The following is a 26,391-nucleotide window of genomic DNA, read 5'->3' as shown; positions in this document are numbered from 1 at the left end:
TGTCAAGCCGGGACTGTGACCGGGAGTTCGCGTTGGAAACACCGTCCGTCACGGATCAGGGCCCACAGGACGTTGACCCGTCGGCGGGCCAGGGCGAGGACCGCCTGCGTATGCCGCTTGCCTTCGGAGCGTTTGCGTTCGTAGAAGCGGCGGGACGCGTCGCAGTTGCGGATGCTGATCAGCGCGGAGGTGTAGAAGACGCGCTGCAGGCCGCGGTGGTAACGCCGGGGGCGATGCAGGTTGCCGCTGACGTTGCCGGAGTCCCGGGGCACCGGAGCCACGCCTCCGAAGCTGGCCAGGCGGTCGGAGCTGCCGAAGCGGCTCATGTCGCCCGCGGTGGCGGCAAGGAACTCGGCGCCCAGGAGGGGGCCGATGCCGGGCATGCTGGAGATCACTTCGGCGAGCTCGTGTTCGCGAAACCGGGCCGCAATGAGCTTGTCGATCTCGGCGATCTGCTCGTTGAGGCTCATCACCTCCTTCGCCAGGGTGTGGATCACCTGGGCGGTGATCTTCTCCCCGGGGACGGCGGTGTGCTGGCGCCCGGCAGCTTCGAGGGCGGCCTCGGCGAGGGCTTCGGCGCTGCGGACCTTGCGGTTCCTGAGCCAGGTCTCCAGTCGGCTGCGGCCGGTTCGGCGCAGGGCGGCCGGGGTCTGGTAGCCGGTCAGGAGGATCAGCGGGCCGACGTTGCCGAGATCCAGTACGCGTTCCAACGCCGGGAAAATGCTGGTGAGTTGGCCACGAAGGCGGTTGATCCGGCGGGTGCGGTCCGCGTTGAGGTCGGCGCGGCGGTCCGTGAGGATCCGCAGTTCGACGGCCCGTTCGTCGTCCGGCCGCAGGATCGTCAGGTCCCGTCGCATCCGGGCCTGGTCGGCGATGACGGTCGCGTCCTTGGCGTCAGTCTTGCCCACGCCCCGGTAGCCGGCGGATGCCCGGTTGACCGCCAGGCCGGGTATGTAGACGAGCTGCTGCCCGTGGTTGAGCAACACGTTGATCAGCAGAGTGGCCATGCCGTCGGCGACGTCGACCGCCCACACCACGTCCTCGTCGATCGCCAGCACATCGGCGAGCAGAGCCAGCAGCTCCGGCTCGTCGTTCAGCACCCGCCGCGACAGCAGCCGCTTGCCCTCGGCGTCAAGGACCACGCAGTGATGGTGCGTCTTGCCGATGTCCGTACCCGCCCAGATCTGGGCCACCTGTTCCTCCGGTCGTTCGATATGCGTTGTCCTCCCGGACGACCTCGCCAGCGTGGTCCTACTCAGCGATGCACCCGCAGGGGCTCGCAGCTCCTAATCAGCGGCCGAGTCGTCGTGAGACACCGGGCGGCCAGGTGGCGGGAACCATCGAGGGCAACCCCCTGAAAGCCACACCCGGTGTCTCTGGGCCTCTGGACCTTACGACGGCCCGTCCAACCCACGAACAACGTAGGACCCCCTGATCACCGCAGGAGCCCCGGCGCCGAGAGGCTGCCGGGGCTCCTGCCGTTGTGCTCCCGTACGCGTGCGTCGGTGCTCACGTACGCGAGGGTCAGCCGGTCCAGAAGTCCCACCAGCGGGTCAGGACCAGCACCCCGATGATCCCGATGTGCAGCACGGGGAGCACCCAGGTGAACTCGCCGAAGAAGCCGCGCAGCGCGGCCGGGGCGGGCAGGATGCCGTTGCGGACGTTGTGCGAGGTCACGTACCAGAGCATGGTGATCGTGGCGACCCACGCCAGCGAGCACCACAGGCACAGCGCGTTGATCGCGTACAGCGACTGGTACTGCAGCCAGGTGCAGAAGATGACTCCGAACCCCGAGCCGGCGTTCAAGCCCAGCCAGAACCACCTTCGGTACCGCGCTCCCGCGAGCAGCGCCACCCCGATCGCGATCACGATGCCATAGGCGACGAGCCCCAGCATCGGGTTGGGGAAGCCGAAGACGGCCGCCTGTTCGCTCTTCATGATGTTGCCGCACGACACCACAGGATTGAGACTGCAGCCCGGCGTGAAGCCCGGGTCCTCCAGCAGCTTGAACTTGTCGATCGTGATCACCCACGCCGCGACCAGCCCGGCCGCACCGGTGGCCACCAGCATCCAGGCGAAGGCCCCACTCGCGCCGACCGTGCTCCGGCCGGGTCCCTTGACGGCCCTCCGCCTCCCTCTCTGTTCGGCGGACACATATCCGGCAGATGTAATTGTCATATTGGGTTCACCGCTCATTCGACCCGATGGATTGGCCCATTGTGCCGCAACCGAAAGGGGCCCTCGGGGCGAAGTATCCATTCGGCGAAACGGGTGAACACAGTACCGCCGATGGCGCACATTGAGCCGCCTGGGGCATTCGGGTGAACACCCGAAACCAAAGCCCCCGGGACCAGTTGACCAGGCTGCACCGCGTTCGCGCGTTCAAACCAAAAAGGGACAAGTCAAGTGATCAAGAACATTCTGACGACGGCCATGGTCACCGCTTCGATGGTGGGCGCCGGCGCGGCGATGGCCCCGCAGGCTCTGGCCGTCGGCGACGACCAGAGCACCTCCACCGCAAGCGGGGTCGGCGCCATGCAGCAGTACGGCAACTCCGCCACCTACGGCACCATGAGCCCGCAGATGAGCCTGATCCAGGGCTCGCTCAACAAGCCCTGCGTCGGCCTGCCCGCCAAGGCCAACCTCGGCTCCCTCGTCGGCGTCGTTCCGGTCAGTGTCGAGGACATCCCGGTCCTGTCGGCCCCGCAGAACCAGCAGTGCGTCGAGAACTCCACCCAGGCCAAGGGTGACGAGCCCCTGTCGCACATGCTCAGCGACATCCCGGTGCTCTCGGAGAACGGCACCTCCACCCGCTGATCACCGCAGGCCGAAGAGCTGCCCCCGTGCGCGCACGCGCACGGGGGCAGCTCCGCGCGGCAATGGAACTCCGGCAGAATCGGTGGATTTCCTCCCCGGAATTTCCATGCACCTGTTCGACAAATTATCCGCGGGGCATACGAGTGACTTTTCGAACCGGTAGTCGTGCGGCGGTTTCCCAGCGGGAACCGATTCGTTATTAGATCTGCTGAGGCGCATGTCTGCATGGCTGAAATGCAGCTGCGCGGCACGAAGGCCGTACCGCGTACAGCGCCCGTGCTGAAAGGATCGAGATGAAGTACACAAAGGCCGCAGCCGTTGGCGCCGGTCTCCTCATGGCGCTCGGCAGCGCCGCGCCCGCCATGGCCGACGCGGGTGCCCTGGGTACTGCCGCCGGTTCCCCGGGTGTCCTGTCCGGCAACGTCATCCAGGTTCCGCTCCACGTTCCGTTGAACCTCACGGGCAACTCGGTCAACGTGCTCGGCCTGCTGAACCCGGTGAGCGGCAACAGCTCGATCAACGGCTGACACTCCACACGCGCCCTTGGGCGCGTTGGCGGCACGGCCCCGAGGAGCGAACGCGCTCCCTCGGGGCCGTGCCGCTGTTCGTTTCCTCGCCCATACGGGCCTGGTCCCGATCACCACGGTGGCGTCCAGCTCTCACGGACGGCTGCGCGGGGGGCAGAGACCGTGATCGGCGAATGCGGCAACAGTTCGCGGGGCCTGCCGCTCGCTCGTTTCGACGAGCAGTACCCCACCGGGAGCCGGCCACCGTGCCGCACCGGCACTCACCCGCCGCTGGATGTCCAGCCGGCTCGATGTCGGCGGAGTGCAGTTCGCCACCACCCGCCGGTACCCCAGGGGTGACGAGCGCAACATCTGGTGGCCCACCAGCTGAATCACAGGTTGTCCGACTGCTCATGGAACGCATTCCAAGGGTTCCGGGCTGCCCTGCCACCGGAAGCAACAAAGCGGACATTCATACCGTGGGTTCGTGGCCCGAAACTCGAAGCGATCACTTCGCGGCGCCCGTAAGCTCGCGTCATGCAGGTGATCCAGTCCACGAAACTCGCAAACGTCTGTTACGAAATCCGGGGCCCGGTCCTCGAGGAGGCGATGCGGCTCGAGGCGGCGGGTCATCGCATCCTCAAGCTGAACACGGGCAACCCTGCGGCCTTCGGCTTCGAGTGCCCGCCGGAGATCCTCGAGGACGTCCTGCGCAACATCGGCGGCGCACACGGATACGGCGACGCGAAGGGGCTGCTCTCCGCCCGCCGTGCCGTCATGCAGCACTACCAGACCAAGGGGATCGACCTCGACGTCGAGGACATCTACCTCGGCAACGGCGTATCCGAGCTGATCCAGATGTCGATGCAGGCCCTGCTCGACGACGGCGACGAGGTGCTCGTGCCCGCGCCCGACTATCCGCTGTGGACGGCCTCCGTGTCGCTGTCCGGCGGTACCGCCGTGCACTACCGCTGCGACGAGCAGTCGGACTGGATGCCCGACCTCGCGGACATCGAGCGCAAGATCACCGACCGCACCAAGGCGATCGTGGTCATCAACCCGAACAACCCCACCGGCGCGGTCTACGACGACGAGATGCTCCGCAGCCTCACCGAGATCGCCCGGCGCCACAATCTCGTCGTCTGCTCCGACGAGATCTACGACAAGATCCTCTACGACGGCGCCACGCATACCCCGACCGCCGCGATCGCCCCCGATCTGATGGTTCTCACCTTCAACGGGCTCTCCAAGAACTACCGCGTCGCCGGGTACCGCTCCGGCTGGCTCGCGGTGTGCGGGCCCAAGGCACACGCCTCCTCGTACATCGAGGGGCTGACGATCCTGGCCAATATGCGGTTGTGCGCCAACATGCCCTCCCAGCACGCGGTGGCCACAGCGCTCGGTGGCCGGCAGTCGATCGAGCAGCTGGTGCTGCCGGGCGGGCGACTGCTGGAGCAGCGTGACGCGGCGTACGACCTGCTGACGCAGATCCCCGGCATCACGTGTGTGAAGCCGAAGGGTGCGCTCTACCTCTTCCCGCGCCTGGACCCCTCGGTCTACAAGGTCAAGGACGACCGACAGATGGTGCTCGATCTGCTGCGCGCCGAGAAGATCATGGTCGTGCACGGAACGGGCTTCAACTGGCCGGAACCGGACCACTTCCGCATCGTCACACTGCCGCCGGCGAAGGACCTCGCGGATGCGGTCACCCGGATCGGCAGCTTCCTGGACGGTTACAGCCAGCACTGAGCGTGTCACCGACCTGACAAAGTTCCGACCCCACTCAATTTTAGACTGAGTCCAGTGTAGGATGGTCTCCTGACCGGAGCAGGAGGCCATCCCCATGTACGAGCCGATCCGCACCAAGTCGGTCCACTCGATGGCCGACGAGGCGCAGTACCCCCATCGCAGCCGCGAGGAGGAGCTGGACATCCAGCTCGCGGGACATCTCGCCGCGCTCCTCGCCGTCACCGACGAGCTCCGTCTCGACGGACCCGCTGAAGAGATCGCCGCCCAGGTATCCCGGCTGCGCGGCACACCGCCCGCCCGTCACGCGTCCCTGAGCAACGCCGAACCCGCCGCCCTGCACCGTCGCGCCCTCGCCCTCGCGGGCCGCGCCCTGGTCGTCGCCGCCTCCCGCGCCGACACGGCCGCCGCGATCCTGTCGGCCGAGCGGATGGACGCCCACACCGCCGCCCTGAAGAGCCGCACGTTGGTCGGCGCCCCCTGACGGCCCCGGTCCGTAGCCGGGGAGGCCGCGGACCGGGTGCCACTTCATTGCGCCGACAGCTGGGTCGGGCGTCCACGAGTTCCTCGGCGCCCGGCTTGCGTCGGGCGAATCTCCAGGTTGCGGGTTACGGCGTGTTCAGGGATGTTTCGGCCCCCGAAGCCTGAGGGAGCTTCGGGGGCCGTCTTTACGTGGCGGGTCGGAGATGACCCCCACAGGTCAGGGCGGATGTCGGACTGACCCGCCACGAGGCTCGCCGGGTCAGCCCAGGCGGGCGACCAGGGCGCGGTACTCGTCCCACAGCTCCTTCGGCGTGTGGTCGCCGAAGGTGTTGAGGTGCTCGGGAACCAGGGCGGCCTCCTCGCGCCAGACCTCGGTGTCGACCTTGAGGAGGAAGTCGAGGTCCTCGGCCGGCAGGTCCAGGCCCTCGGTGTCGAGCGCGTCCGGGGTCGGCAGGATGCCGATCGGGGTCTCGACGCCCTCGGCCTTGCCCTCGAGGCGCTCCACGATCCACTTCAGGACGCGACTGTTCTCGCCGAAGCCCGGCCAGACGAACTTGCCGGCCTCGTTCTTGCGGAACCAGTTCACGTAGTAGATCTTGGGCAGCTTGGCGGCGTCGGCGCCCGCGCCGACCTTGATCCAGTGGCCCATGTAGTCGCCCATGTTGTAGCCGCAGAACGGCAGCATGGCGAACGGGTCGCGGCGCAGCTCGCCGACCTTGCCCTCGGCGGCGGCGGTCTTCTCGGAGGCGACGTTCGCGCCGAGGAAGACGCCGTGGTTCCAGTCGAAGGACTCGGTCACCAGCGGGACGGCGGAGGCGCGGCGGCCGCCGAAGAGGATCGCCGAGATCGGCACGCCCTTGGGGTCCTCCCACTCGGGCGCGATGATCGGGCACTGCGAGGCGGGCACGGTGAAGCGCGCGTTGGGGTGGGCCGCCGGGACGCCGGAGTCCGGCGTCCAGTCGTTGCCCTTCCAGTCCGTGAGGTGCTTGGGCGCCTCCTCGGTCATGCCCTCCCACCAGATGTCGCCGTCGTCGGTGAGCGCGACGTTGGTGAAGACGGCGTTGCCCCAGAGGGTCTTCATGGCGTTGGCGTTGGTGTGCTCGCCGGTGCCGGGCGCGACGCCGAAGAAACCGGCCTCGGGGTTGATCGCGTAGAGCCGGCCGTCCTCACCGAAGCGCATCCAGGCGATGTCGTCGCCGATGGTCTCGACCGTCCAGCCGGAGATCGTGGGCTCCAGCATGGCGAGGTTGGTCTTGCCGCAGGCGGACGGGAAGGCGGCCGCCACGTACTTCGACTCGCCCTGCGGCGGGGTGAGCTTGAGGATCAGCATGTGCTCGGCGAGCCAGCCCTCGTCACGTGCCATGACGGAGGCGATGCGCAGCGCGTAGCACTTCTTGCCGAGCAGGGCGTTGCCGCCGTAGCCGGAGCCGTAGGACCAGATCTCACGGGTCTCGGGGAAGTGCGAGATGTACTTGGTGGAGTTGCACGGCCACGGGACGTCCTCCTGGCCCTCCTCGAGCGGGGCGCCGAGCGTGTGCACGGCCTTCACGAAGAAGCCGTCGGTGCCGAGCTCGTCGAGGACGGGCTGCCCCATGCGGGTCATGGTGCGCATGGACACGGCGACGTACGCGGAGTCGGTGATCTCGACGCCGATGGCGGACAGCGGAGAGCCGAGCGGGCCCATGCAGAAGGGCACGACGTACATCGTGCGGCCCTTCATCGAGCCGCGGAAGATCCCCTTCTCGCCCGCGAAGATGTCCTTCATCTCCGCCGGGGCCTTCCAGTGGTTCGTGGGGCCGGCGTCCTCCTCCTTCTCGGAGCAGATGAAGGTGCGGTCCTCGACGCGCGCGACGTCGGTGGGGTCGGAGGCGGCGTAGTACGAGTTGGGGCGCTTGATCGGGTCCAGTTTCTTGAACGTGCCCTTGGCCACCAGCTCCTCGGCCAGCCGTTCGTACTCGGCCTCCGAGCCGTCACACCAGACGATGTCGTCCGGCTGCGTGATGGCTGCGATCTCATCGACCCAGGAGATCAGTTCCTGGTGCTGGGTGGGGACGTTGGGAGCCGCGATGTCGCGCGCCACGATCGCTCCTAAAAGAGGGGTTTGTTGGTTTGTGCCCCGTGGGGGCTGCGACCCGGATGCTTCGTACCTACTTTTGGCTGGCGCTCATCCGGTGCCGACCGCACTCATCTGATCATCGATGGCGAATGCCCATATGTCCAGAGGCCCTCTCACGTGAGCATGGCCACTCCCCGCTGTCACCTACGGTCGCGTAGGTAGCATGCGGGCATGGATGCAGCCAGGCCCGAAGTGACCGAGATCGATCCACCCCCGGTTAAGCCCAGGCTGCGCGGCTGGCTGCACGCGGGCATGTTCCCCGCCGTACTGATCGCCGGGATCGTCCTCACGGCACTGGCGGACTCGACCCGCGGCCAGATCGCCTGCGGCATCTACGCGCTGACCGCCTGCCTGCTCTTCGGCGTGAGCGCGCTCTACCACCGCGGGAACTGGGGACCCCGCGCCACGGCGGTGCTGCGCCGGCTGGACCACGCCAATATCTTCCTGATCATCGCGGGCACCTATACCCCGCTCACCCTGCTCCTGCTCCCCGATTCCACCGGGCGGGTGCTGCTCTGGGCGGTCTGGGCGGCTACGGTGGCGGGCATCGCGTTCCGGGTCTTCTGGGTCGGCGCCCCGCGCTGGCTCTACACACCCTGCTACATCGCGATGGGCTGGGCAGCGGTGTTCTTCCTGCCCGACTTCATGCGTGAGGGCGGCATCGCCGTGCTGGTCCTGGTGATCGTCGGCGGACTGCTCTACAGCGCGGGCGGAGTGATCTACGGGATCAAGCGGCCGAACCCGTCACCCCGCTGGTTCGGCTTCCACGAGGTGTTCCACTCCCTCACGCTCGCGGCGTTCGTCGTCCACTACGTGGGGATCTCCCTGGTGGCGTACCAGCGCTCCTGAGCCGGAGGGAACCGGCGGACATACAGGCAAACATTGACGCCCACCTCCTTTTGAGAGTTACTGTCACTTGACACTTACTCTCCGAAGGAGGTGCGCCATGTCCGCACCCGGCCCCCGGCGCTGGTGGGCGCTGGCCGCGATGGTCGCGAGCCTGCTCGTCCTGGGCTTCGACATGACCATCCTCAACGTCGCCCTGCCGACCATGGCGGAACAGCTCGGCGCCACCACGGGAGAGCAGCAGTGGATGGCGGACGGTTACGTCGTGGTCTTCGCCGCCCTGATGCTGCCCGCCGGGCTCGTCGGCGACCGGTTCGGCCGCCGGCGGATGCTGGTGACGGGCCTGGGGATTTTCCTGGCCGGCTCGGTCCTGGGCGCGCTCGCCGGTGACGTCACCACCGTCATCGCCGCGCGCGCGGCGATGGGCGTCGGCGCCGCCTTCGTGATGCCCCTCGGCATGGCCGTGGTGCCCTCGCTCTTCTCGGCTGAGGAGCGCGCCAAGGCCGTCGGCATCGTCACCGCCGCGTCCGCGCTCGGGCTGCCGCTCGGGCCCGTCGTCGGCGGGTGGCTGCTGGACCACTTCTGGTGGGGTTCCGTCTTCGTCGTCAACATCCCGATGGTCGCGATCGGAATCACCGCCTGCCTGTTCCTGCTCCCCGAGACCCGCGACCCGGCATCGCCCCGGGTCGGCGCCCTCGCCACGGCCCTGACCGCCGGCGGTCTCGGCACACTGATCTACGGGATCATCGAGGCGCCCGTCCGCGGCTGGACCGACCCGGTCGTCCTCGCCGCCCTCGCCACCGGCGCGGCGCTGATCACCGTGCTCGTCGTACGGGAGAAGCGCTCCGCACGCCCCATGCTCGACCTGGCTCTCCTGGCCGACCGGCCGTTCCTGCTCAACACCCTGACCGTGACCCTGGCCATGTTCGTGCTCGCGGGGCTGATGTTCGTCCTCCCGCCGTACCTCCAGGCCGTTCTCGGGAACGACGCCCTCGGCACCGGACTGCGGATCCTGCCGATGATGGGCGGACTGGTCGTCGCCGCCAAGGGCAGCGGCCCGCTGGCCGAACGGTTCGGCGCCCGCGCGGTAATCGTCGCCGGACTGGTCGTCCTCGCGTTCGCGGGCTTCCTCGGCAGCCGCATCACCGTCGGCGGCGGCTACGGCTTCACCGCCGTGTGGCTGTCGGTCGCCGGACTGGGATTCGGCTTCTCGATGGTGCCCGCGATGACGGCCGCGATCGACGCCCTGCCGCCGGACCGCGCGGGCTCCGGCTCCGGGCTGCTGACGACCGTCCGCCAGGTCGGCAGCGCCGTCGGGATCGCGCTCATCGGGTCGCTGCTGGCGGCCGTCTACGAGAACCGGCTGCCGGCGGACGCGCCCGAGGCGGCCGGTGACTCCGTGGTCGCGGCGCATCTGCTGGGTGACCCGGCGCTCACGGCTGCGGCGGACGCCGCATACGTGAGGGGCATGGGCGTGGTACTGCTCGTCTGCGGGATCGCCGCACTGGTCACGGCGCTCCTCGCGGCCGCCCTGCTGCCGAAGCCGCGAAAGGCCCTCGTCCCCGGAGCCCCGGACGTGGCCCCGGCGGCGGCCGATGCCCGACAATGACGACCATGGCCGCCACCGCACCTCTGCCCTTCGAACAGCACCAGCCCCCGATGGGGCTGCGGGAGCGCAAGAAGCTCAAGACCCGTATCGCGATCCGCAAGGCCACGTACCGGCTGATCGCCGAGCAGGGTTACGACGCGACCACCGTCGAGCAGATCGCGGCGGCGGCCGAGGTCTCCCCCTCGACGGTCTTCCGCTACTTCCCCACCAAGGAAGACATCGTCCTCACCGACGAATACGACCCGGTCATGGAGGCGGTGCTGCGGGCAAGGCCCGCGGACGAACCGCCGCTCGAGTCCCTGCGGGTCATCCTGACCGGGGCCGTCGCCGCGATCCTCGAGAACGAACCCGAGGAGATGCAGCAGCGGACCCGGCTCATGCTGGAGGTTCCGGCCCTGCGCGCCCGGATGACCGAGACGATGGCGGAGACCTCCCAGCTGCTCGCCCGCCCCATTGCCGACCGGGCGGGCCGGGAACCGGACGACCTGGAGGTACGGGTCTTCACCGCCGCCGTCATGGGCGCGCTGCGCGAGGCGCTGATCCACTGGGGCGAGGGCGGCCAGCAGGACGACCTGGTCGCCGTCGTGCACCGCACGCTGGACGTGCTCGAGGGCGGCCTGCGGCTCTGACACCCGGGCGCCGAGAGCAAGTTGTTTCCCGGGGCTGCCGTACCGGGCGGCACCCCCCTGCCCGATCATGACTCCATGTCGAACACCTCACGGCGCGGCCTCCTCGCCGTCCTCGCCGCCTCCGCCGCCTCCGTCCCGCTCGGCGCCCTGACCGCGGCCCCCGCCCGCGCCGCGGGGCCGGCCACGGCCGTCGAGCCTTTCGCGGCCCCCGCCGGCCCGGGCACCGCCCTGTCGTCCGTGACGCAGGCCCCGCTGGACGCCTCGCACTTCTCCCGGCTGACGCTGCACACTCCGCTCACCGCCACCGTGCTGCCGGGGACTCCGGAGCGTACCGAGATCACCTCCGGCGGCGAACGCGTCGCCCTGCTGACCCACGGCGCGCGGACCGTCCTACTGCCCGGCCCGGAAAGGACGTTCACCGAGAACAAGAAGCCCTTCGTGGACGACTTCGGGCGCACCCTGCCGGACCTGTCACTGCCTGAGGCGGAGCGCCGCTACTGGGGCAGCACACCGGGCGGCGGCAGCTGGTCCACGCTCGGGCCCGACGAGACCGACTACTCGGTCGTGCCCGGCAGCGGCATCATCACCCTCACCACCGACTACGCGAGCCGCCACGCCAGTGTGCGCGACGACGGCATCACCGACGTCGACGTCCGTTCCGTGGCCCGGTTCGACAAGGTGCCCACCGGTCAGGCCTGTTCGTACGCGCTGTCCTTCGGCTACCGGAACTCGCACAACAACTACCGGGCCAGACTGTCGTTCGTCACCTCGGGCGCCGTGCAGCTGCGGGTCGAGAAGGAGGTCGACGACCAGGTCACCCAGCTGGCCACCGCGCTCACCCTCGCCGCGGACGTGCCCGCCGGGACCGACTGGACGATCCGGGTGCGCCGCGAGGGCACCCTCATCCGGGTCAAGGCCTGGCGGTCGGACCTCGCCGAGCCGTCCGGCTGGGCCGTCGAGGTCACCGACTCCACCTTCGGCGCCGGCCGGGTGGGTCTGCGGGCGCTGGCCAACGACGGCTGCACCAACCTGCCCGTCAAGCTGATCGTCAGCCGCTTCCAGGTGGACGCCGCCACCTGGGAGGCGCCGCCCCGCGTCACGCACCGGCACTGGGTACGGGTGCTGCCGCAGCCGTTCGACGGCAACTGGACGCCGGAGCTGGAGCAGACGATACGGGGCTGGGCCGGCTCCACGGCCCCCGACGTCCTCGCCCACGCCGCCATGTTCCTCGCCGGCGCCCCGGCGGTGACCAGCGGTACGGGACCGGCGAAGGACAAGCAGGTGCTGGGCGAGGCCGGGTACGGCTACCTCGACCCGCAGGGCGACCGCTACGAAGGCGCCGACTTCCACGAGTACATGAACCTCGGCTGGACCTTCCCCGACGGCACCTGGACCGGGCCGTCCAGCAAGCAGGGCGGCAACCTCGACTGCTCGGGCTACACGCGCATGGTCTACGGCTACCACATGGGCGTTCCGCTGGCCGCGGGCGAGGACACGTCCGGCACCCGGCTCCCGCGCAAGTCCCGGCACATGGCGGACCACGCGCCCGGGGTGCGCATCGACCGGACCGACGGCACCGCGCCGCCCGCCGCGACGCAGCTGCAGCCCGGTGACCTGGTGCTGTTCAACGCCGACTCGGGCGACGACGGCGTGAGCGCCACGGTCGACCACGTCGGCATCTACCTCGGCGAGGACGCGGCCGGCGTGCGCCGTTTCCTGTCCAGCCGCAAGACGGTCAACGGCCCCACGATGTCCGACCTCGGCGGCGCGTCACTGCTGGACGGCACGGGCACGTACGCCAGGACGCTGCACACCGTGCACCGCATCTGACGCCTCACCGGCCCGGAAGGGCCTTGACGTCGCCGCCGGACGTCCAGGCCCCGGCCCCGTCCCGGTACGCGGACCGCGCTCCCGGCGGGGCGGGCGGCAACCGGACGGGGCCGCAAGGAAGTTGCCGCAAGGCGTCGGCCCGGCACGATCTGGTGTAATCGTCTCCGACGATCCCGCCGGGGCGGGGTCAGGAGCGGGGGGCGGCGTTGCGGGAGCTGGATGCGGCAGATCCGCGCCGGGTCGGGCGGTACCGGATTCTCGCGCGCCTGGGAGCCGGCGGGATGGGCCGCGTGTACCTCGGGCGCTCCACCAGCGGCCGGATGGTCGCGGTCAAGGTGGTGCGCGCCGAACTGGCGGAGGACCCGGACTTCCAGCGCCGCTTCGCCCGCGAGGTGGAGGCCGCCCGGCGCGTCACCGGATTCTTCACCGCGGCCGTGGTCGACGCCGATCCCACCGGCTCGCCCGCCTGGCTCGCCACCGCCTACGTCCGGGGCTGCCGCTCGACGAGGCGGTGCGCGCCCACGGCGCCTGGCCCCGGCGCTCGCTCCTCGTCCTGGGTGCCGGGCTGGCCGAGGCACTGGAGGCCATTCACGGCACGGAGGTGATCCACCGGGACCTCAAGCCGTCGAACGTGCTGATCGCCGGCGACGGGCCCCGGGTGATCGACTTCGGCATCTCGATCGCCTCCGAGGCGACTGTCCTGACGGCCCGGCCGCGCCCGGCGCCGCCGTCTCGCGGCGATCGCTCTCGCCCTCGCCCTCACCACCGGTGGCGGCGTCACCGCCCTGCTCGTCAACCAGGGCGACGACAAGCCCGGGGGGACGAAGAACGGCGCGAACGCCTCCACCCGTGACCCGAGTTTCAACGCCGCGGTCGGCCACGTCGTCAACGCCTCCGCCGAGAAGGGCGGCACCCTGCGCCTGGTGAGCTCGGACGCCTCTTCGACCGGGCCGCGGCGGAGAAGGACCCCGGCAAGGCCGCCGAGATCCACCGCCGGATCAACCATGCGGTCACCGACGGGGCATACCACCTGCCGGTCGTCGCCGACAAGGCACTGAACTACCGCAACCCCAGGCTGACCAACATCTACGTCCACCAGGTCTTCGGCATGATCGACATGCAGGCCCTGGGCACCTCCGGCTGACCGGCCCCGCAGCGCAAGCAGGCCGAGCCCTGCCGGTCCCGCCGGCAGGGCTCGTACCACGTCCGCTCTCGGCGGCGGACGCTCACCGCCTCCGCACGTCCCCCTTCCCGCACGCCACGCCGTCCCGGTTCGGATCCAGCCGCAGCGGGTCGTCCCCGCCGTTGACCCGCAGACGGCCGTAGTCGTGATCGGCCAGCCAGGCGCACCGGGCCGCGGTGGTCGGCTTCACCTTCTTCGGGAAGACCGTCGGGACGCAGACGCCCGCGTTGCCGTAGTGCCGGTCACAGCCGGCGATCTGCGGGTCGACCTCGACCGAAGTGCGCTTCTTGCCGGGCTTCTTGGTGGCTCCGGACAGATCGTCCGCGAATTCGTGGACGTGGGCCGAGGGGTGCTCGGCCGCCGCCGCGCGGGCCATGGCCGGCGGACCGCCGAGGTGGACCCACTCGGCCACCGAGGGAACCCCGTTCGCATCGACGGCGAAGAGCATGTACCAGCCGGGCGGCGCCAGGTTCGGGTTGCTGGTGACGTTGAGGTCGACGTTGTTGCCGTCGACGGTCATCGGCAGGTCCACGAAACGCTGGTTGGGGTCGGAGGAGTGCGTCACCGCCGCCGGACGGATCAGCTCCGCCTTCGCGATCGGCCGGTCGACCGTGATCCGCTGGGTGTCCCCGTACGTCCACTCCCCGTCGATCACCGAAGTGATCTGCGGCCGGGGCCCCTTGAGCAGATACGGCGGCGTGTAGACCGACACGTTGTGGTTCCACGAGCCGTTGCCCGGGTTGTCCCCCACCGACATGACCCGGCCGTCCGGCAGCAGGAACGACGACGAGTGGTAGCCGCGTGCCTCCGGGTCGGGTGCGACGGAATCGAAGGTCTCGGTCACCGGGTCGAAGATCGACGCCTCGTACACCGGGTTGGCCCTGTTGTGCAGGGCGCCGCCGGTCTCCAGCACCGTGCCGTCCGGCAGCAGCACCGCCGAGACGTACATCTTGCCCTGCGCGCCGGTCTGCGGCTGGGGGCCCGCACCCATGTCGACCGTTCCCTGCGGGACGAGAGGACCGTGCACGTACTGCGGGTCGGGGTCCTTCAGGTCGATGATGTCGGTGAGGCGGTTGGCCTCCGGGTTTGAGTCGATGTTGCCGCCGCCGATCGTGAGCACCCGCTGGTCCTGCGCGGGCGGCAGCAGGACGCTCGCCGACTGGTCGCGCTCGTCCTTGCTCTGCAGGCCCGGGACCTCGGTGACGGTGTTGTTGTCGTAGTCGTAGATCGCCGCTCCGGTGCCGGGCGTGCCGTTGCCGAACACGTGGCTGCCGGAGTAGAAGAGGCGGCCGTCCTGCATGAGGATCATCGACGGGTACAGACCCCAGTACGACCACGTCTGGTTGACCTGCCACAGCGGCAGCCACTTGTTCTCGGCGGCCGAGAAGCGCTCGGCGGTCACGGAGCCGGTCGAGTCCTCCTTCAGGCCGCCGAAGGAGATCACGTCACCGTTCCCGAGGATCGTCGCCGACGGATACCAGTGGCCGTCGTTCATGTCGTTGGTCTTGATGTACGTCTCGGTGTCCGGGTCGAAGAGGTAGGAGTCCTTGTACCCCTGGTAGCCCACGGTGCCGTCCGCCGACGGATAGCCCTTGTTGCCCGACATGATGAGAACCCTGCCGTCCTCGAGCTGGACGTGTCCGGCGCAGAACATGTCGTCCGGAGTGGGGATCACCCGATAGCTGCCGTCCGCCGGGTCGTAGACCGCGGAGGTGAAACTCCCTGCTTCGAACAGCTGCGGATCGTTTCCGGAGCCGGCGATGAGCAGCACCTTGCCGTTGTGCATCACCACCGAGTGCATGGAACGCACCGGGTTCTGCACCGGAAGGACGTCCCAGCGGCCGTCCGCACACTCCTCGGCCGTGCCCGTGCACCCCGGTTCCGGGGCGGGGACCGTCACCTCCTCCATCACGTAGTCGTCGGTGGTGACCGAGCCGGTGCCGTACACGGACACGCCCCAGGCGATCCGGTCGGTACCGGGCGGAACGGCGGGGGTGCGGACCTCGGCGTGCTGGTACGCGGCGCTCGTCTCGAGGGTCTTCAGATCCGTCCAGTACTGCCAGCCGGCCGTGGTGTCGTGCCGGAAGAGCGTGACGGAGGAGTCGGGGGTGGTCGACTTGTACCAGAGGGACAGGTCGTACTGCTTCTCCGGCGTCACCTGCGGCGCGCAGGCCGTCGTCTCGGTGATCAGGGCCTTGCGGTCGCCGTCGACACGGCGGGTGAGGGACACCTTCATCGCCTTCGTGCCGGAGTGCGCGTCCGCGACCGTCTCGAAGGCGTAGTCGTTGTCCCCCCAGCCGGACTTCGACCAGCAGGCCGGCATGTCACCGGTGCCGGCCGTCTCGAAGCCGGGGTTGGAGATCAGGTTCGGCGGCCCGGCCTGGGCGGCCTGCGGCGCGGTCATCAGCAGCGCGGCGGTCATGGCGCCGACGGCGAGCAGCGCGGTCCTGCGTCGCCGGCGGCGGGTCCTGGGCGGTGGAGGCATGGCGGTTCCCTTCGTACGGCTCTGTTCCAGGCGTTCCGGGTGGCGCCGGGCGCGTCGGCGGTTCAGGTGCCGGCGGGCGCGTCGGCCTTCGCGACGCGCGCTGCCGCGCTCTTGCGGCGCGGCAGGTACACCAGCGCCTCCGTCGCGGCGAACCGCAGGACGAACGTGGTCAGCAGCGCCAGCGCCGTCGCGGGCAGCACCGCCATGCCCAGCCAGGACACGAACAGTGCGATCAGCGGGATGCGCAGCAGCAGATCGGCATTGGCGAGCAGCGCGAAGCGGCCGGCCCGGTCCGCCCAGTGCCGGTGGCGTCTGCGGTCGCGGAACAGCAGCACCTCGATGAGGAGGAAGTTCCAGACGACGCCGAACTGGTTGGCCACGATCTCGGCCGGCAGGTAGTGCATTCCCGCGCCGGTGAGCAGATGCAGTGCGAGCAGGTTCGGCACGAAGCCGGTCAGCCCGATCAGCCCGAACGCGACCATCCTGGCGATCGGGGACGCGGTGCGCAGCCCGGCGAGATGGCTGATGAAGCGCATGCCCTCCCTGGCCGTCGACTTGGACTCGCCGGCGAACCGGTCCTGGAAGACGAACGGCACCTCGGCGACCGTCTCCGGCCGGCAGCGCACCGCCAGCTCCAGGAGGATCTTGTAGCCGAGCGGCTTCAGGGCGTCCGCCGTCACCACGCTGCGCCGGATCGCGAAGAAGCCGCTCATCGGGTCGCTGATGCCGCGCAGCCGCCGCGGGAACAGGGCTCTGGTCAGCCACGTGGCACCGCGTGAGACGGCGATGCGGTAGCCGCCGGCGAGGCCCTCGCGGCTGCCGCCGCGGATGTAGCGGCTGGCGACGACGAGGTCCGCGCCCGCGTGTTCTCCCGCGGCGACCAGCTCCGGTACGAGCGCGGGCGGATGCTGGAGGTCGGCGTCCATGACGACGATCCAGTCGGACCCGGCCTTCCGTATGCCCTCCACGACGGCGCCGCCGAGCCCGCCGTCGGGGGTGTCCCGGTGCAGCACGCCGACGGGGAACGGGCAGTCCTGCGCGGCGTCGCGGATGACGTCCGGGGTGTCGTCGGTGGAGTCGTCGACGAACAGGACCTCGCAGGGCAGCCGGGCGGGCACCGACTCGGTGAGCCTGCGCAGCAGTTCACGGATGTTGCCCGACTCGTTGAACGTCGGGACGACGATGGTGACGGCGCCGGGCTCGGCGAGCTGGGCACCGCTGAGCTCCGGATCGCCGAGTTCCCCGGCGCCCGTTCGGGGTGTGGTCACTGTGCGCCTCCAGCGGCGGTGATCCGGCGGATCTCGATGCGGTCCTCGCCCGTGCCGAAGACGGCGACCGGCGTCGAATGCTCCAGTGCGGACCTGACGTTCGGCAGGTCGACGGCGTCGCGCCGTACGGTCGGGGAGGACACGACGTAGTCCAGGTCGCGCCAGCCGCGCGGCATGGTCCTCGTCACGGCGGGGTCGAGGTCCGCCTTGTAGAACCAGATCGCCCCGGTGCCGGGTTCGAAACCGTCGTGGACGAGATCCAGCCAGAGGGCGTCGTCCACCAGGACGCGGGTCCGTGCCGGGTCCTCGACCTCGTTCTCCATCCAGGCCGCGGCCGCGCGGTAGGGGGCGTTGGCGTCGACGGTGAGGGCGGCCCGGTTGCCGTCGTACCAGCGGGGCACGAGGTACGCGGTCGCGGCGAGCGCGAGGAGCGTGGCCGCGGCGAGGCGCGTGGCGCGACCGGGCAACGCCGGCCTCGCCGGGGCTTGGATCTCCCCGGTGGGCAGGGCGCGGCCGAAGCGCCGCCTGAGCAGGGCGTGTGCCACTATCGCCGTGCCGCCCGCCAGGACCAGCGCCAGGAACGGCAGGGCCTGGATGACGTACATCGCCGGGAGGTAGCCGGAGGGGCGCATCGAGACGACCGCGAGGATCGCCACCGCCAGCGCCGGGCCCGCCAGCGCCCGCGCCGTGACCGACCAGCGCAGCGTGAGCAGCAGCAGCGCGGCGCCGGCCAGCCCGCCGAGCGGCAGGACCGTGTCGTAGTAGAGCCAGGAACGGAGCACCCCGTTGGAGCCGGAGCCCTCGTCGAGGATGAAGCCGGAGCCCTCGCGGCTCATCTGGTAGGTGATCCCGTCGATCAGCGACACATGGCCCTCGCCCGGGAACAACTCGTTGTTCAGCAGCGCGTAGAGCGGGTACGAGAGGCCGATCAGCGCGCATGCCGTGATCGCGCCGGTCACCGCGAACTTACGGGTGTCACGGTGGCTGTGCCGCCACATGGTCACCAGCAGCGCGGGCAGCACCAGCAGCATCGTCTCCTTGGTGAGCACCGACACGGCCGCGGTGAGCCCCGCGGCGAAGTGGTGCCACAGATGCCGGCTGGGCGACGCGGCCAGGCAGAAGGCCAGCAGCATCCACATCACGGCGATGTTGTCGAGGAAGATCTCGCGCTGCAGGACGACGGAGAGCGGCGACAGCCCGAAGAGCGCCATCGCCAGCCCCGCGGCCCAGCGCGGCAGGAACAGCCGGCGCGCCAGTACGTACAGCAGCACCGCGGACGCCGCGCCGACCGCGAGCATCGCGAACCGCATGGAGGCGACGCTCATCGTCTCCGGGGCGATCAGCGCCGGTATCCAGGTGAGGAACGCGATCTGGATCCAGCCGAGCGGCGGGTGGTCGTACCAGTACGTGTAGTGGGCGAGGCCGTCGCCCTGCTGGACCGCCCAGGCCTGGGCGAGATAGGTGCCCTCGTCGTCGCTGAGCGTCGGGAAGTGCGTGATGTTCCAGCCCTGGACGAGCAGGATCGCGCACAGCAGCACACCACAGAGCAGCAGGTCGGGCCGCGAGCTGCGGAACCGTACGACGCGGGGGGCAGGGGCGGGTGCCGTAGGGGCGGCGGTCCGCACGGGGGCGGGCGCCGGGTCCGTGGCTTCCGGGGCCGGAGGCAGGATCGTCGTCACCGGCGGGCGTCCTCTCTGGTCTCGGTGGCCGCTGTGAGATGCGCGCCGACGTGGCTGGTCAGTTCCCACTCGTTGCGGCCGCGCTGCTCGCGCCAGACCGCGCGCACGGCGGCGCCGGCGAGCAGGACCTGGTAGAACGGGCCGCCGACGATGAGCTTGAGGTAGTGGACTCCGCGGACCTTCAGCCCGTACTGCTTGCCGAAGTCGTGCAGTCCGACGATCTCGAAGACGAAGGTGACCATCGCCGTGATCAGCGGCAGGAAGGTCACGATGGCGATCCCGACCGGGACGTCGAGGAAGAGCGCGACCGCGACGTTGAGCGGGATGACGACGCCGGAGTACGCCTGCAGGAACGGCGTCATCAGCGTGTAGCGGGCGAGCATGCGCTGCCCGCGGCCCGGGAGCTGCTTCCAGTCCTTCTTGCGGTAGACCTGCAGGAAGCCCTGGTTCCAGCGGGTGCGCTGCTTGAGCAGGCTCATCAGGGTGCCGGGGGTCTCCTCCCGGGTGACCATGTCGCTGTCGTACGCGACGACGACCTTCTTGCCGACGGACGACAGCCGCACGCCCAGGTCGCAGTCCTCCGCGAGGCAGTCCGGGTCCCAGCCGCCGGCCTCGCGCAGCACCGTCGTACGGACGAAGACGGTGTTGCCGCCGAGCGGGATGAAGCCCTTCTGCGCGTGCAGATGGAGCCTGCTGCGGAACCAGAAGAAGTACTCCAGGCAGTTGCGGAGGCTGTACCAGCTGGAGTGGAAGTTGATCAGCTGCACCCCGCCCTGCACCACGTCCGCCCCGGTGGAGGTGAAGGCGTGGTCGACGTGCGCCAGCAGCTCGGGGTGGACCTGGTCCTCCGCGTCGAAGACGCCGACGACGTCGCCGCGGCAGTGCGGCAGCGCGGTGTTGAGCGCCTTGGGTTTGTTCTTGGTCTCGTGGATGTCGGTGATGACGCGCACCCGGACCGGGTCGCGCGCGGCGGCGCGCTCGGCGACCTCGGCCGTCTCCGGATCGTCGTGGCCGACGATCACGATGATCTCGAAGTTGGAATGGCTGGATTCCAGCAGCCGCTCGATGGTGTGCTCGAGCACCGCCTGCTCGTGGCGGGCCGGCAGCAGCAGCGAGAAGGACAGCACGCCCCTGCCGTCGGGCCGGTCGAAACGGGTCGCCGCGAGCGTTTCCGGCGTGCGCCAGGCGTGCATCTGCCACCACAGCGTGAACGCCGCCATCCAGAACAGCGCCAGTGAAATGGCAGCGACGAACAGCGATAACAGCATGAAAAAGGCCCCCCTGCCTCTGCGCCGCGGCAGGACCCCCCTGGCCGGCGGCACGTACTTCCCCCACGCGCGTCACTCCCCAGTACGCGCGGCAACGCTTGTGCGTTCAGGACAATAGAGGCGGAGGGTTTCCCTCCGGTGCCGGTCCGATAAATTCAGCCGTTCTGGTCTCAGACGGTGAGTTTCCGGGCAAGTTCTGTTGCTTTTGTGGTCGGTGAATCGCACACGAAACCGCGGCAGACGTACGCGGCCGAACTGCCGTTCACCAAGGGCCGGTCCCGCAGCAACGGGAATTCGTCGCTGTCCGGCTCCCCGGCCGCGACCGCCGCGCCCGGGGCGGTGCCCATCAGTGCCGTCAGATGCAGCTGGCGCGCCGCCGGGTCGCCCGCCCTGCCGACGACCGCCACCTCGCGCGGCCCGTCCAGCAGCGCCTCCGCCACCGCGAGCCCCCACCCGATGAACCGCGGAGCCCGCGGCCCGAGCGCCTTCACCACACCGAGCGCACCTTCGGCGGCGCTGCGGTGCGCCTCGGAGCCCGTGTGCGCCGCGTACAGCAGCAGTGCGCCCGCAGCCGCCGACCAGCCGGAGGGGGCCGCGTTGTCCGTGGGGTCCTGCGGGCGGCGGATCAGCTGCTCCGCGTCGTGCGCCGTGTCGTACAGCGCCCCGCCCTCCCCGGTGAACCGGTCGATGACCATGTCCAGCAGGAAACCGGCGAACTCCAGCCAGGAGCCGTCGCCTGCGACCGCCGCCAGGGCCAGGAAGCCCTCGGCGACATCCGCGTAGTCCTCCAGCACACCGGCGTGCGCGGCGGGCGCGCCGTCCTTGGAGGTACGGGCCAGGCGTACGCCGCCGGCCGAGAAGTCCATGTGTACCCGGACCAGCAGATCCGCCGCCTCGGCGGCCCGTTCGACCAGATCGGGCCGGTCGAAGTACGCCCCGGTCTCGGCGAGCGCGGCGATCGCGAGTCCGTTCCAGGCGGCCACGATCTTGTCGTCCCTGCCGGGCCGCGGGCGCTGCTCCCGGGCCGCGAGCAGCCTGCTCCTGATGCCCGGGTCCGCCTCCTCGCCCGGCAGCCGCAGCACGGAGGCGCCCTCCTCGAAGGTGCCCTCCTCCGTCACGCCGAACGTCTGGGCCGCCCGTGCGGCGTCCTCGTCGCCGAGGACCTCGCGCAGCTGCGCGGGCGTCCACACGTAGTAGGCGCCCTCGGCGTGCCCGCCCTCCGGGGTGTCGCTGTCGGCGTCCAGCGCGGAGGCGAATCCGCCCTCGGCCGTGCGCAGTTCCCGCACCATGAAGTCGGCGGTCTCCAGCGCGACGCGCTTGGCGAGCTCACTGCCGGTGGCCCGCCACAGGTGGGCGTAGACCCGGCACAGCAGGGCGTTGTCGTAGAGCATCTTCTCGAAGTGCGGCACGACCCACTCGCGGTCCACCGAGTAGCGGGCGAACCCTCCGCCGAGCTGGTCGTAGAGACCGCCCCTGGCCATCGCCGCGCAGGTGTCCGCCGCCATCTCCAGCGCGCCCTCGGCCCCGGTGCGCGCGTGGTGGCGCAGCAGGAACTCCAGGACCATCGACGGCGGGAACTTCGGCGCCCCTCCGAACCCCTTGTGCCGCTCGTCGTAGTCCCGGGTCAGCCCGAGCAGCGCCTGCGCGAGCTCGTCCTCGCCGGGCACGCCGTCGCCGCCGAACGCGAGCGAGCGCCCGGCGAGGTCCGAGGTGATCCGCTGCGCGACCTCGCCGACCTCCTCCCGCCGGTCGGTCCACGCCGCGCCGACCCCCTCCAGCACCTGCCGGAACGACGGCATGCCGTGGCGCGGCTCGGGCGGGAAGTACGTACCGAAGTAGAACGGCTCCCCTTCGGCGTTCATGAACACGGACATGGGCCAGCCGCCCTGCCCGGTCGCCGCCTGCACCGCCTCCATGTAGACGGCGTCGACGTCCGGCCGCTCCTCGCGGTCGACCTTGATGTTGACGAAGTGATCGTTCATGTACGCGGCGGTCTCGGCGTCCTCGAAGCTTTCGTGAGCGAGGACATGACACCAATGGCAGGAGCTGTACCCGACGCTCAGGAACACCGGCACATCGCGCCGCCGCGCCTCCTCGAACGCCTCGGGCTCCCACTCCCACCAGTCGACCGGGTTGTCGGCGTGCTGGAGGAGGTAGGGGGACGTGGCCTGCGCAAGTCGGTTCGCCATACCTCCATCCTCGCGCACACGCGGTGGCCCCTGCCTGCGCGCCACGGAGGCGGGCGCACAGATGGGCAGCCGGCACCTTGAGCCGCCGAACCCCAGAACGACTGATGGCTTCTCGACCTCGCACTCCGTATCGGGGAGCTGCTTGGCGACGCCGTCCCCCTCGGCGCTGACCCGACCCGAGCCGGGAAGGACCGCGTCCGCCTTGCCGCGAAGACCAGTCCCTTGCACGGTGTCGAGCAAACACACAGTGATCGGCGTCCCGCTGGGTCACACGTACCTCCTCGCTCCGGTGGCCCGCATCCACCGCGACGGGGTCTGCTCACCGGCGCGGTGGAGGCAGTGACTCCCTTCGCCGGGTCGAGACCGGTCACGGCCTCCCCCGAGCAGCCCCGACCTTCCCCCGGAACCTCGCGCACATCCTCCCCGAGCCCCCGCACTTGACGGCGCGACATCTGGGTAGCGACTCAGCATCCGGGCTTTCCACGGGGACGGGGGACACGCATGCGGGACGGCCACCGGGCTGAGGCGGAGCGGCTGTTGGCACGGGCGGTGGAGGAGGAGGTGCGGCGCACGGGCGCGGGCGCCGACGCGGGGACGCTGCTGGCACGCGGCCGGGCCGCCCTGGACACCATGGCGGCGAGCGCGGGCGAGGAGTACGCCGCGTACGAGCAGGCGCTGGCGGAGATCGAGGCCGGGGCACTGCCGCTGTCCGAGCGGTTCAGCCGTCGGCACATCGGGGCGCCCGCCCTGGTCACCGCCGTCGCGGCCGTGGCCGCGTTCGGTGCGGACGTCGCGCTCGGTACGGCGACGGGCACCGCCGTCGGCGCCGGTGCGGCCGTCGCCGTCGCCGGGGCCGCCACGACCGTCGCCAAAGTGACCGCCTCGCACTGGCCCGCCGCGCACCGCAGGGCAGGGGCGCTCGCGCAGCCGGGCGGCGCGGAGCAGCTGCGGCTGCAGTGGCTGACGGCCCTGGAGGTACGGGGCATCCGCCCCTTCCTGGACCAGCAGCGGATGCTGGCCTCCTCGACACGGCCGGCCACCGCCAAGAAGGCCGCCGCCGCGCCGCAGTTGCGCGGCGCGGACCGGTCGGCCGCCGCCCGGCGCAGGTCGGTGCTGGAGCAGTCGTTCGGCCATCTGCCGGAGGCCGCAGGGCCGTTCGCCGGCCGGCGCGAGGAGATGGCGCGGATCACCCAGTGGGTGAACGCGGCCCGCGCGTCGACGCGGACCCGCCCGGTCGTGGTCGTGCTCCACGGCGACCCCGGTTCGGGGCGCACGACACTCGCGGTGCGTGCCGCACACCAGCTGAAGGACCTGTTCCGCGGCGCGTGCGTGGTCGATCTGCGGGGCGGGGGCGAGCAGCCGCTGCCCACCCGTGACGCGCTGCTGCATCTGCTGAACCGGCTGGGCGCGCCGCGCGAGCAGCTGCTCTTCAGGGAGCGGTCGTCCGCGGAGCAGCAGGCGCGGCGGCTGGGCGAGCTGTACCACCAGCATCTGACCGGACTGCCGGTGACGGTGGTACTCGACGACGCGAGCGACCCGGAGCAGGTGCGCGCGCTGGTCCCCGAGCGGTCGGACAGCCTGGTGCTGGTGACCGCCCGCGCGCCGCTGGACCTGCCCGACGGCTTCCCGGCGCAGGTCCACCAGCTGCCGGTCGAGGCGCTCGACGAGGCGGGTGCGGAGGAGCTGCTGAGGGCCGCCGCGCCGCACCCGGTGGCAAAGCCGTACGACGCCCGGTCGACCGGCACCGTACGGGACCTGTGCGGCGGACTACCGCTGGCGCTGCGGATCGCGGGCTCCGCGCTCGGTGAGCGCTCCGCGGACCGCCTGGCGGCGGACCTCGGGGCGTACGGGCCGGTCGAACCGGTCGAGCGGGCGCTGTGGCTGCGCTACACCGACCAGTCAGAGCAGGCCCGGCGGCTGCTGCGCCGGCTGGCGCTGGTGGGGCGGGCGTCGCTCGGCCCCGCGGCCGCGGCGGCGCTGCTGGCGACGGACGAGCAGGAGGCGAAGCGGCTGCTGGCGGAGCTCGCGCAGGCCGGTCTGGTCGACCATGTGCGATCCGAGCGCTTCCGGCTGCACGACGTGGTACGGGCCTTCGCACGGGCCCGGCTCCTGGAGGAGGAGGACGCCGCGGACCGCGCGGCCGCGCAGGAGCGGCTGATCCGCAACTACGCGGAGCTGGCGGGCGCGGTGATCCGCATGGTCGACGGCAAGATGTCGACACGCGCCGGTCAGTTCGGCGCGTACGGCTTCCCCTCGCTCGACGCGGCGCTGCGCTGGCTGGACGACGAGTCGAGCTTCATCACCTCGGCGCTGCGCCACGCGGAGGGCGTGGACCAGCAGGCCGTGCTCGGGCTGCTGGGCGCGCTGTGCGACTACTGCCTGCTGCGCGGCGACCTCTACCGGCTGGGCGAGATCAGTGAGCTGACGCAAGGCCTCGACCAGGGGCTGATGGAGCGCTCGGTCCGCTGGCGTACGGGTATCGCCGCACGGCAGCTCGGTGAGCTGGACACGGCCCGTACGACGCTGTCGTCGGTCGTGGGCCTGTACCGGGAGGCGCAGCAGGACGCGGGCACGGCGCTCGCGCTGTGCTCGCTGGGCATCACGCTGCACCACCAGGGCAACCTGACCGAGGCCGCGGCCAAGCTGCACGAGGCGATCCAGCTCCAGTCCTCGCCCGGTCAGGCCGAGGACCGCGCCTGGTCGCTGCACGCCCTCGCCGCCGTGGAACGCGACCGGGCGAACCTCGCGGAGGCGCTGAAACTGCTGGAGGCGGCGCTGGCGCTGCACCGGGAGGGCGAGTCCCTGCACGGCGAGGCGTGGACGCTGTACCACCGGGGTCAGGTGGGTCTGCGCATGGGCGACGTGCCCGGCGCGGAGTCGTCCCTGCGGGACGCGCTCGACCTGTACGGCCGCACCGGTGACGGCCGCGGCGAGGCGTGGGCGCTGACCCAGCTGGCCCGGGCCAGGCTGGTCGACGGCGACCCGGCCCCCGCGGTGGACGGCCTGCGCGACGCCCTCACCCGGCACCGCGACAACGAGGACGCGCGCGGTGAGGCGTGGACGCTGTACTACCTGGGCCAGGCGCTGGAGGAGTCCGGCGACCGCGATCAGGCGGTACGCGAACTGGAGCGCGCCCGCACGATGTTCTCCCGCATGCGGGACGTGTACGGGCTGGCCTGCGCCCGCCACCACTCCGGCCGCGCCACCCGCGACCAGCTCGCGGCCCGCACGGGCAGCCTGCGCAACTCGGGCTTCGCCCGCCAGCTCCTCGTCGACGCCCGCGCCGACTTCGCCCGCATCGGCGTCGCGCACGGCGAGGCGTGGACCTGCCTGGAACTGGCGATGATCGACGCCGGCAACAACCGGGCCCCGCAGGCGCTGGAACTGTGCGACACGGCGGCGGCCCTGTTCACCTCGTACGGCGACGAACGCGGTGCCGACTGGGCCCGCTTCCTGCGCTGCACCCTCCTCCCGTACGCCTCCCCGGGCGGCATCGAGGTCGGCACGGTGGTGGCCCAGGAGGAGCTGTCCCGGCTGATGAGCGCCCGCCACGCGTCGCGCGACACCAAGCTGGAGGACTGCGCGGAGACGCTGGCGGTGATGCTGGAACGCGGTGTCCGCCTGGAGGACGGCTGGCAGGCCTGGCACCTGAACCTGGTCCCGGACCGGCACGCGCGGGAGGTCATGGGAGTGGCGGTGATGTGACGTGCCCACCCACTCCGCCACCTCGGCGGTGG

The 26,391-nt window shown here is 70.7% G+C and carries 17 protein-coding genes and 1 pseudogene; 10 read left to right on the top strand and 8 right to left on the bottom strand.

Annotation, left to right across the window (positions count from 1 at the left end):
* Positions 1-2: 2 nt before the first annotated feature.
* Positions 3-1,193, bottom strand: coding sequence for an IS110 family transposase (locus tag OGH68_RS23350; RefSeq protein WP_264241780.1), 1,191 nt, complete (start codon positions 1,191-1,193; stop codon positions 3-5).
* A gap of 331 nt (positions 1,194-1,524) precedes the next feature.
* Complete coding sequence (locus OGH68_RS23345; protein WP_264246916.1) at positions 1,525-2,178, bottom strand: vitamin K epoxide reductase family protein; 654 nt, start codon at positions 2,176-2,178, stop codon at positions 1,525-1,527.
* A 228-nt stretch (positions 2,179-2,406) separates the two neighbouring features.
* Here OGH68_RS23345 and OGH68_RS23340 point away from each other — a divergent pair, with 228 nt between their 5' ends.
* The 4 genes from OGH68_RS23340 (at position 2,407) to OGH68_RS23325 (ending at position 5,553) form a co-directional block, all read left to right on the top strand.
* Positions 2,407-2,817, top strand: a complete 411-nt coding sequence (locus OGH68_RS23340; protein WP_264246915.1) for a rodlin — start codon at positions 2,407-2,409, stop codon at positions 2,815-2,817.
* Positions 2,818-3,110: 293 nt separating this feature from the next.
* Positions 3,111-3,344 (top strand): chaplin, encoded by a 234-nt coding sequence (locus OGH68_RS23335; RefSeq protein WP_319020236.1) that lies wholly within the window; start codon positions 3,111-3,113, stop codon positions 3,342-3,344.
* Positions 3,345-3,860: 516 nt separating this feature from the next.
* Complete coding sequence (locus OGH68_RS23330) at positions 3,861-5,072, top strand: pyridoxal phosphate-dependent aminotransferase (protein ID WP_264246914.1); 1,212 nt, start codon at positions 3,861-3,863, stop codon at positions 5,070-5,072.
* Between the two features lie 94 nt (positions 5,073-5,166).
* Positions 5,167-5,553: a hypothetical protein gene (locus OGH68_RS23325; RefSeq protein ID WP_264246913.1), complete on the top strand. Its 387-nt coding sequence runs from the start codon at positions 5,167-5,169 to the stop codon at positions 5,551-5,553.
* A 258-nt stretch (positions 5,554-5,811) separates the two neighbouring features.
* On the opposite strand, the gene OGH68_RS23320 is transcribed toward OGH68_RS23325, so the two are convergent.
* The gene (locus tag OGH68_RS23320) at positions 5,812-7,632 is read right to left on the bottom strand and encodes a phosphoenolpyruvate carboxykinase (GTP) (protein WP_264246912.1); all 1,821 of its coding nucleotides are present in this window, start codon (positions 7,630-7,632) and stop codon (positions 5,812-5,814) included.
* A gap of 207 nt (positions 7,633-7,839) precedes the next feature.
* Between OGH68_RS23320 and trhA the strand changes: the two genes are divergently transcribed.
* From trhA to OGH68_RS23295, 5 genes and pseudogenes are all read left to right on the top strand, one after another.
* Entirely contained in the window at positions 7,840-8,517 is a 678-nt protein-coding gene (gene trhA, locus OGH68_RS23315; protein ID WP_264246911.1) for a PAQR family membrane homeostasis protein TrhA, read from the top strand.
* Positions 8,518-8,614: 97 nt separating this feature from the next.
* On the top strand, positions 8,615-10,123 hold the full coding sequence (locus tag OGH68_RS23310) for an MFS transporter (RefSeq protein ID WP_264246910.1): 1,509 nt from the start codon (positions 8,615-8,617) through the stop codon (positions 10,121-10,123).
* A gap of 5 nt (positions 10,124-10,128) precedes the next feature.
* On the top strand, positions 10,129-10,752 hold the full coding sequence (locus OGH68_RS23305; protein WP_413471021.1) for a TetR/AcrR family transcriptional regulator: 624 nt from the start codon (positions 10,129-10,131) through the stop codon (positions 10,750-10,752).
* Between the two features lie 75 nt (positions 10,753-10,827).
* Positions 10,828-12,582, top strand: a complete 1,755-nt coding sequence (locus tag OGH68_RS23300; RefSeq protein WP_264246908.1) for a C40 family peptidase — start codon at positions 10,828-10,830, stop codon at positions 12,580-12,582.
* A 281-nt stretch (positions 12,583-12,863) separates the two neighbouring features.
* A pseudogene (locus tag OGH68_RS23295) lies at positions 12,864-13,288 on the top strand (protein kinase domain-containing protein); the annotation flags it as partial.
* Between the two features lie 520 nt (positions 13,289-13,808).
* Here OGH68_RS23295 and OGH68_RS23290 read toward each other — a convergent pair.
* The 5 genes from OGH68_RS23290 to OGH68_RS23270 form a co-directional block, all read right to left on the bottom strand.
* Positions 13,809-16,250: a galactose oxidase-like domain-containing protein gene (locus tag OGH68_RS23290; RefSeq protein WP_264246907.1), complete on the bottom strand. Its 2,442-nt coding sequence runs from the start codon at positions 16,248-16,250 to the stop codon at positions 13,809-13,811.
* Positions 16,251-16,312: 62 nt separating this feature from the next.
* On the bottom strand, positions 16,313-17,518 hold the full coding sequence (locus tag OGH68_RS23285; RefSeq protein ID WP_264246906.1) for a glycosyltransferase: 1,206 nt from the start codon (positions 17,516-17,518) through the stop codon (positions 16,313-16,315).
* Complete coding sequence (locus OGH68_RS23280) at positions 17,515-19,197, bottom strand: ArnT family glycosyltransferase (protein ID WP_413471020.1); 1,683 nt, start codon at positions 19,195-19,197, stop codon at positions 17,515-17,517. The genes OGH68_RS23285 and OGH68_RS23280 overlap by 4 nt, the downstream gene beginning before the upstream one ends.
* Positions 19,194-20,465: a glycosyltransferase gene (locus tag OGH68_RS23275; protein ID WP_264246905.1), complete on the bottom strand. Its 1,272-nt coding sequence runs from the start codon at positions 20,463-20,465 to the stop codon at positions 19,194-19,196. Before OGH68_RS23275 ends, OGH68_RS23280 begins: the two co-directional genes overlap by 4 nt.
* 170 nt (positions 20,466-20,635) lie before the next feature.
* Positions 20,636-22,654: a thioredoxin domain-containing protein gene (locus tag OGH68_RS23270; RefSeq protein ID WP_264246904.1), complete on the bottom strand. Its 2,019-nt coding sequence runs from the start codon at positions 22,652-22,654 to the stop codon at positions 20,636-20,638.
* A 501-nt stretch (positions 22,655-23,155) separates the two neighbouring features.
* Between OGH68_RS23270 and OGH68_RS23265 the strand changes: the two genes are divergently transcribed.
* Positions 23,156-26,359, top strand: a complete 3,204-nt coding sequence (locus tag OGH68_RS23265) for an ATP-binding protein (protein WP_264246903.1) — start codon at positions 23,156-23,158, stop codon at positions 26,357-26,359.
* Positions 26,360-26,391: the final 32 nt, after the last annotated feature.

The organism is Streptomyces peucetius (genome assembly GCF_025854275.1).
In the GTDB taxonomy this organism is placed as follows: domain Bacteria; phylum Actinomycetota; class Actinomycetes; order Streptomycetales; family Streptomycetaceae; genus Streptomyces; species Streptomyces peucetius_A.
The sequence above is the reverse complement of the archived record's forward strand: the minus strand, read 5'-3'. Positions and strand labels throughout refer to the sequence as shown.

What these genes read in the sequence shown, in the direction of transcription:
- OGH68_RS23265 (WP_264246903.1), top strand. Translation starts at nt 23,156, where the DNA reads ATGCGGGACGGCCACCGGGCTGAGGCGGAGCGGCTGTTGGCACGGGCG.
- OGH68_RS23345 (WP_264246916.1), bottom strand. Translation starts at nt 2,178, where the DNA reads ATGACAATTACATCTGCCGGATATGTGTCCGCCGAACAGAGAGGGAGG.
- OGH68_RS23290 (WP_264246907.1), bottom strand. Translation starts at nt 16,250, where the DNA reads ATGCCTCCACCGCCCAGGACCCGCCGCCGGCGACGCAGGACCGCGCTG.
- OGH68_RS23305 (WP_413471021.1), top strand. Translation starts at nt 10,129, where the DNA reads ATGGCCGCCACCGCACCTCTGCCCTTCGAACAGCACCAGCCCCCGATG.
- OGH68_RS23325 (WP_264246913.1), top strand. Translation starts at nt 5,167, where the DNA reads ATGTACGAGCCGATCCGCACCAAGTCGGTCCACTCGATGGCCGACGAG.
- OGH68_RS23335 (WP_319020236.1), top strand. Translation starts at nt 3,111, where the DNA reads ATGAAGTACACAAAGGCCGCAGCCGTTGGCGCCGGTCTCCTCATGGCG.
- OGH68_RS23270 (WP_264246904.1), bottom strand. Translation starts at nt 22,654, where the DNA reads ATGGCGAACCGACTTGCGCAGGCCACGTCCCCCTACCTCCTCCAGCAC.
- trhA (WP_264246911.1), top strand. Translation starts at nt 7,840, where the DNA reads ATGGATGCAGCCAGGCCCGAAGTGACCGAGATCGATCCACCCCCGGTT.
- OGH68_RS23310 (WP_264246910.1), top strand. Translation starts at nt 8,615, where the DNA reads ATGTCCGCACCCGGCCCCCGGCGCTGGTGGGCGCTGGCCGCGATGGTC.
- OGH68_RS23300 (WP_264246908.1), top strand. Translation starts at nt 10,828, where the DNA reads ATGTCGAACACCTCACGGCGCGGCCTCCTCGCCGTCCTCGCCGCCTCC.
- OGH68_RS23275 (WP_264246905.1), bottom strand. Translation starts at nt 20,465, where the DNA reads ATGCTGTTATCGCTGTTCGTCGCTGCCATTTCACTGGCGCTGTTCTGG.
- OGH68_RS23330 (WP_264246914.1), top strand. Translation starts at nt 3,861, where the DNA reads ATGCAGGTGATCCAGTCCACGAAACTCGCAAACGTCTGTTACGAAATC.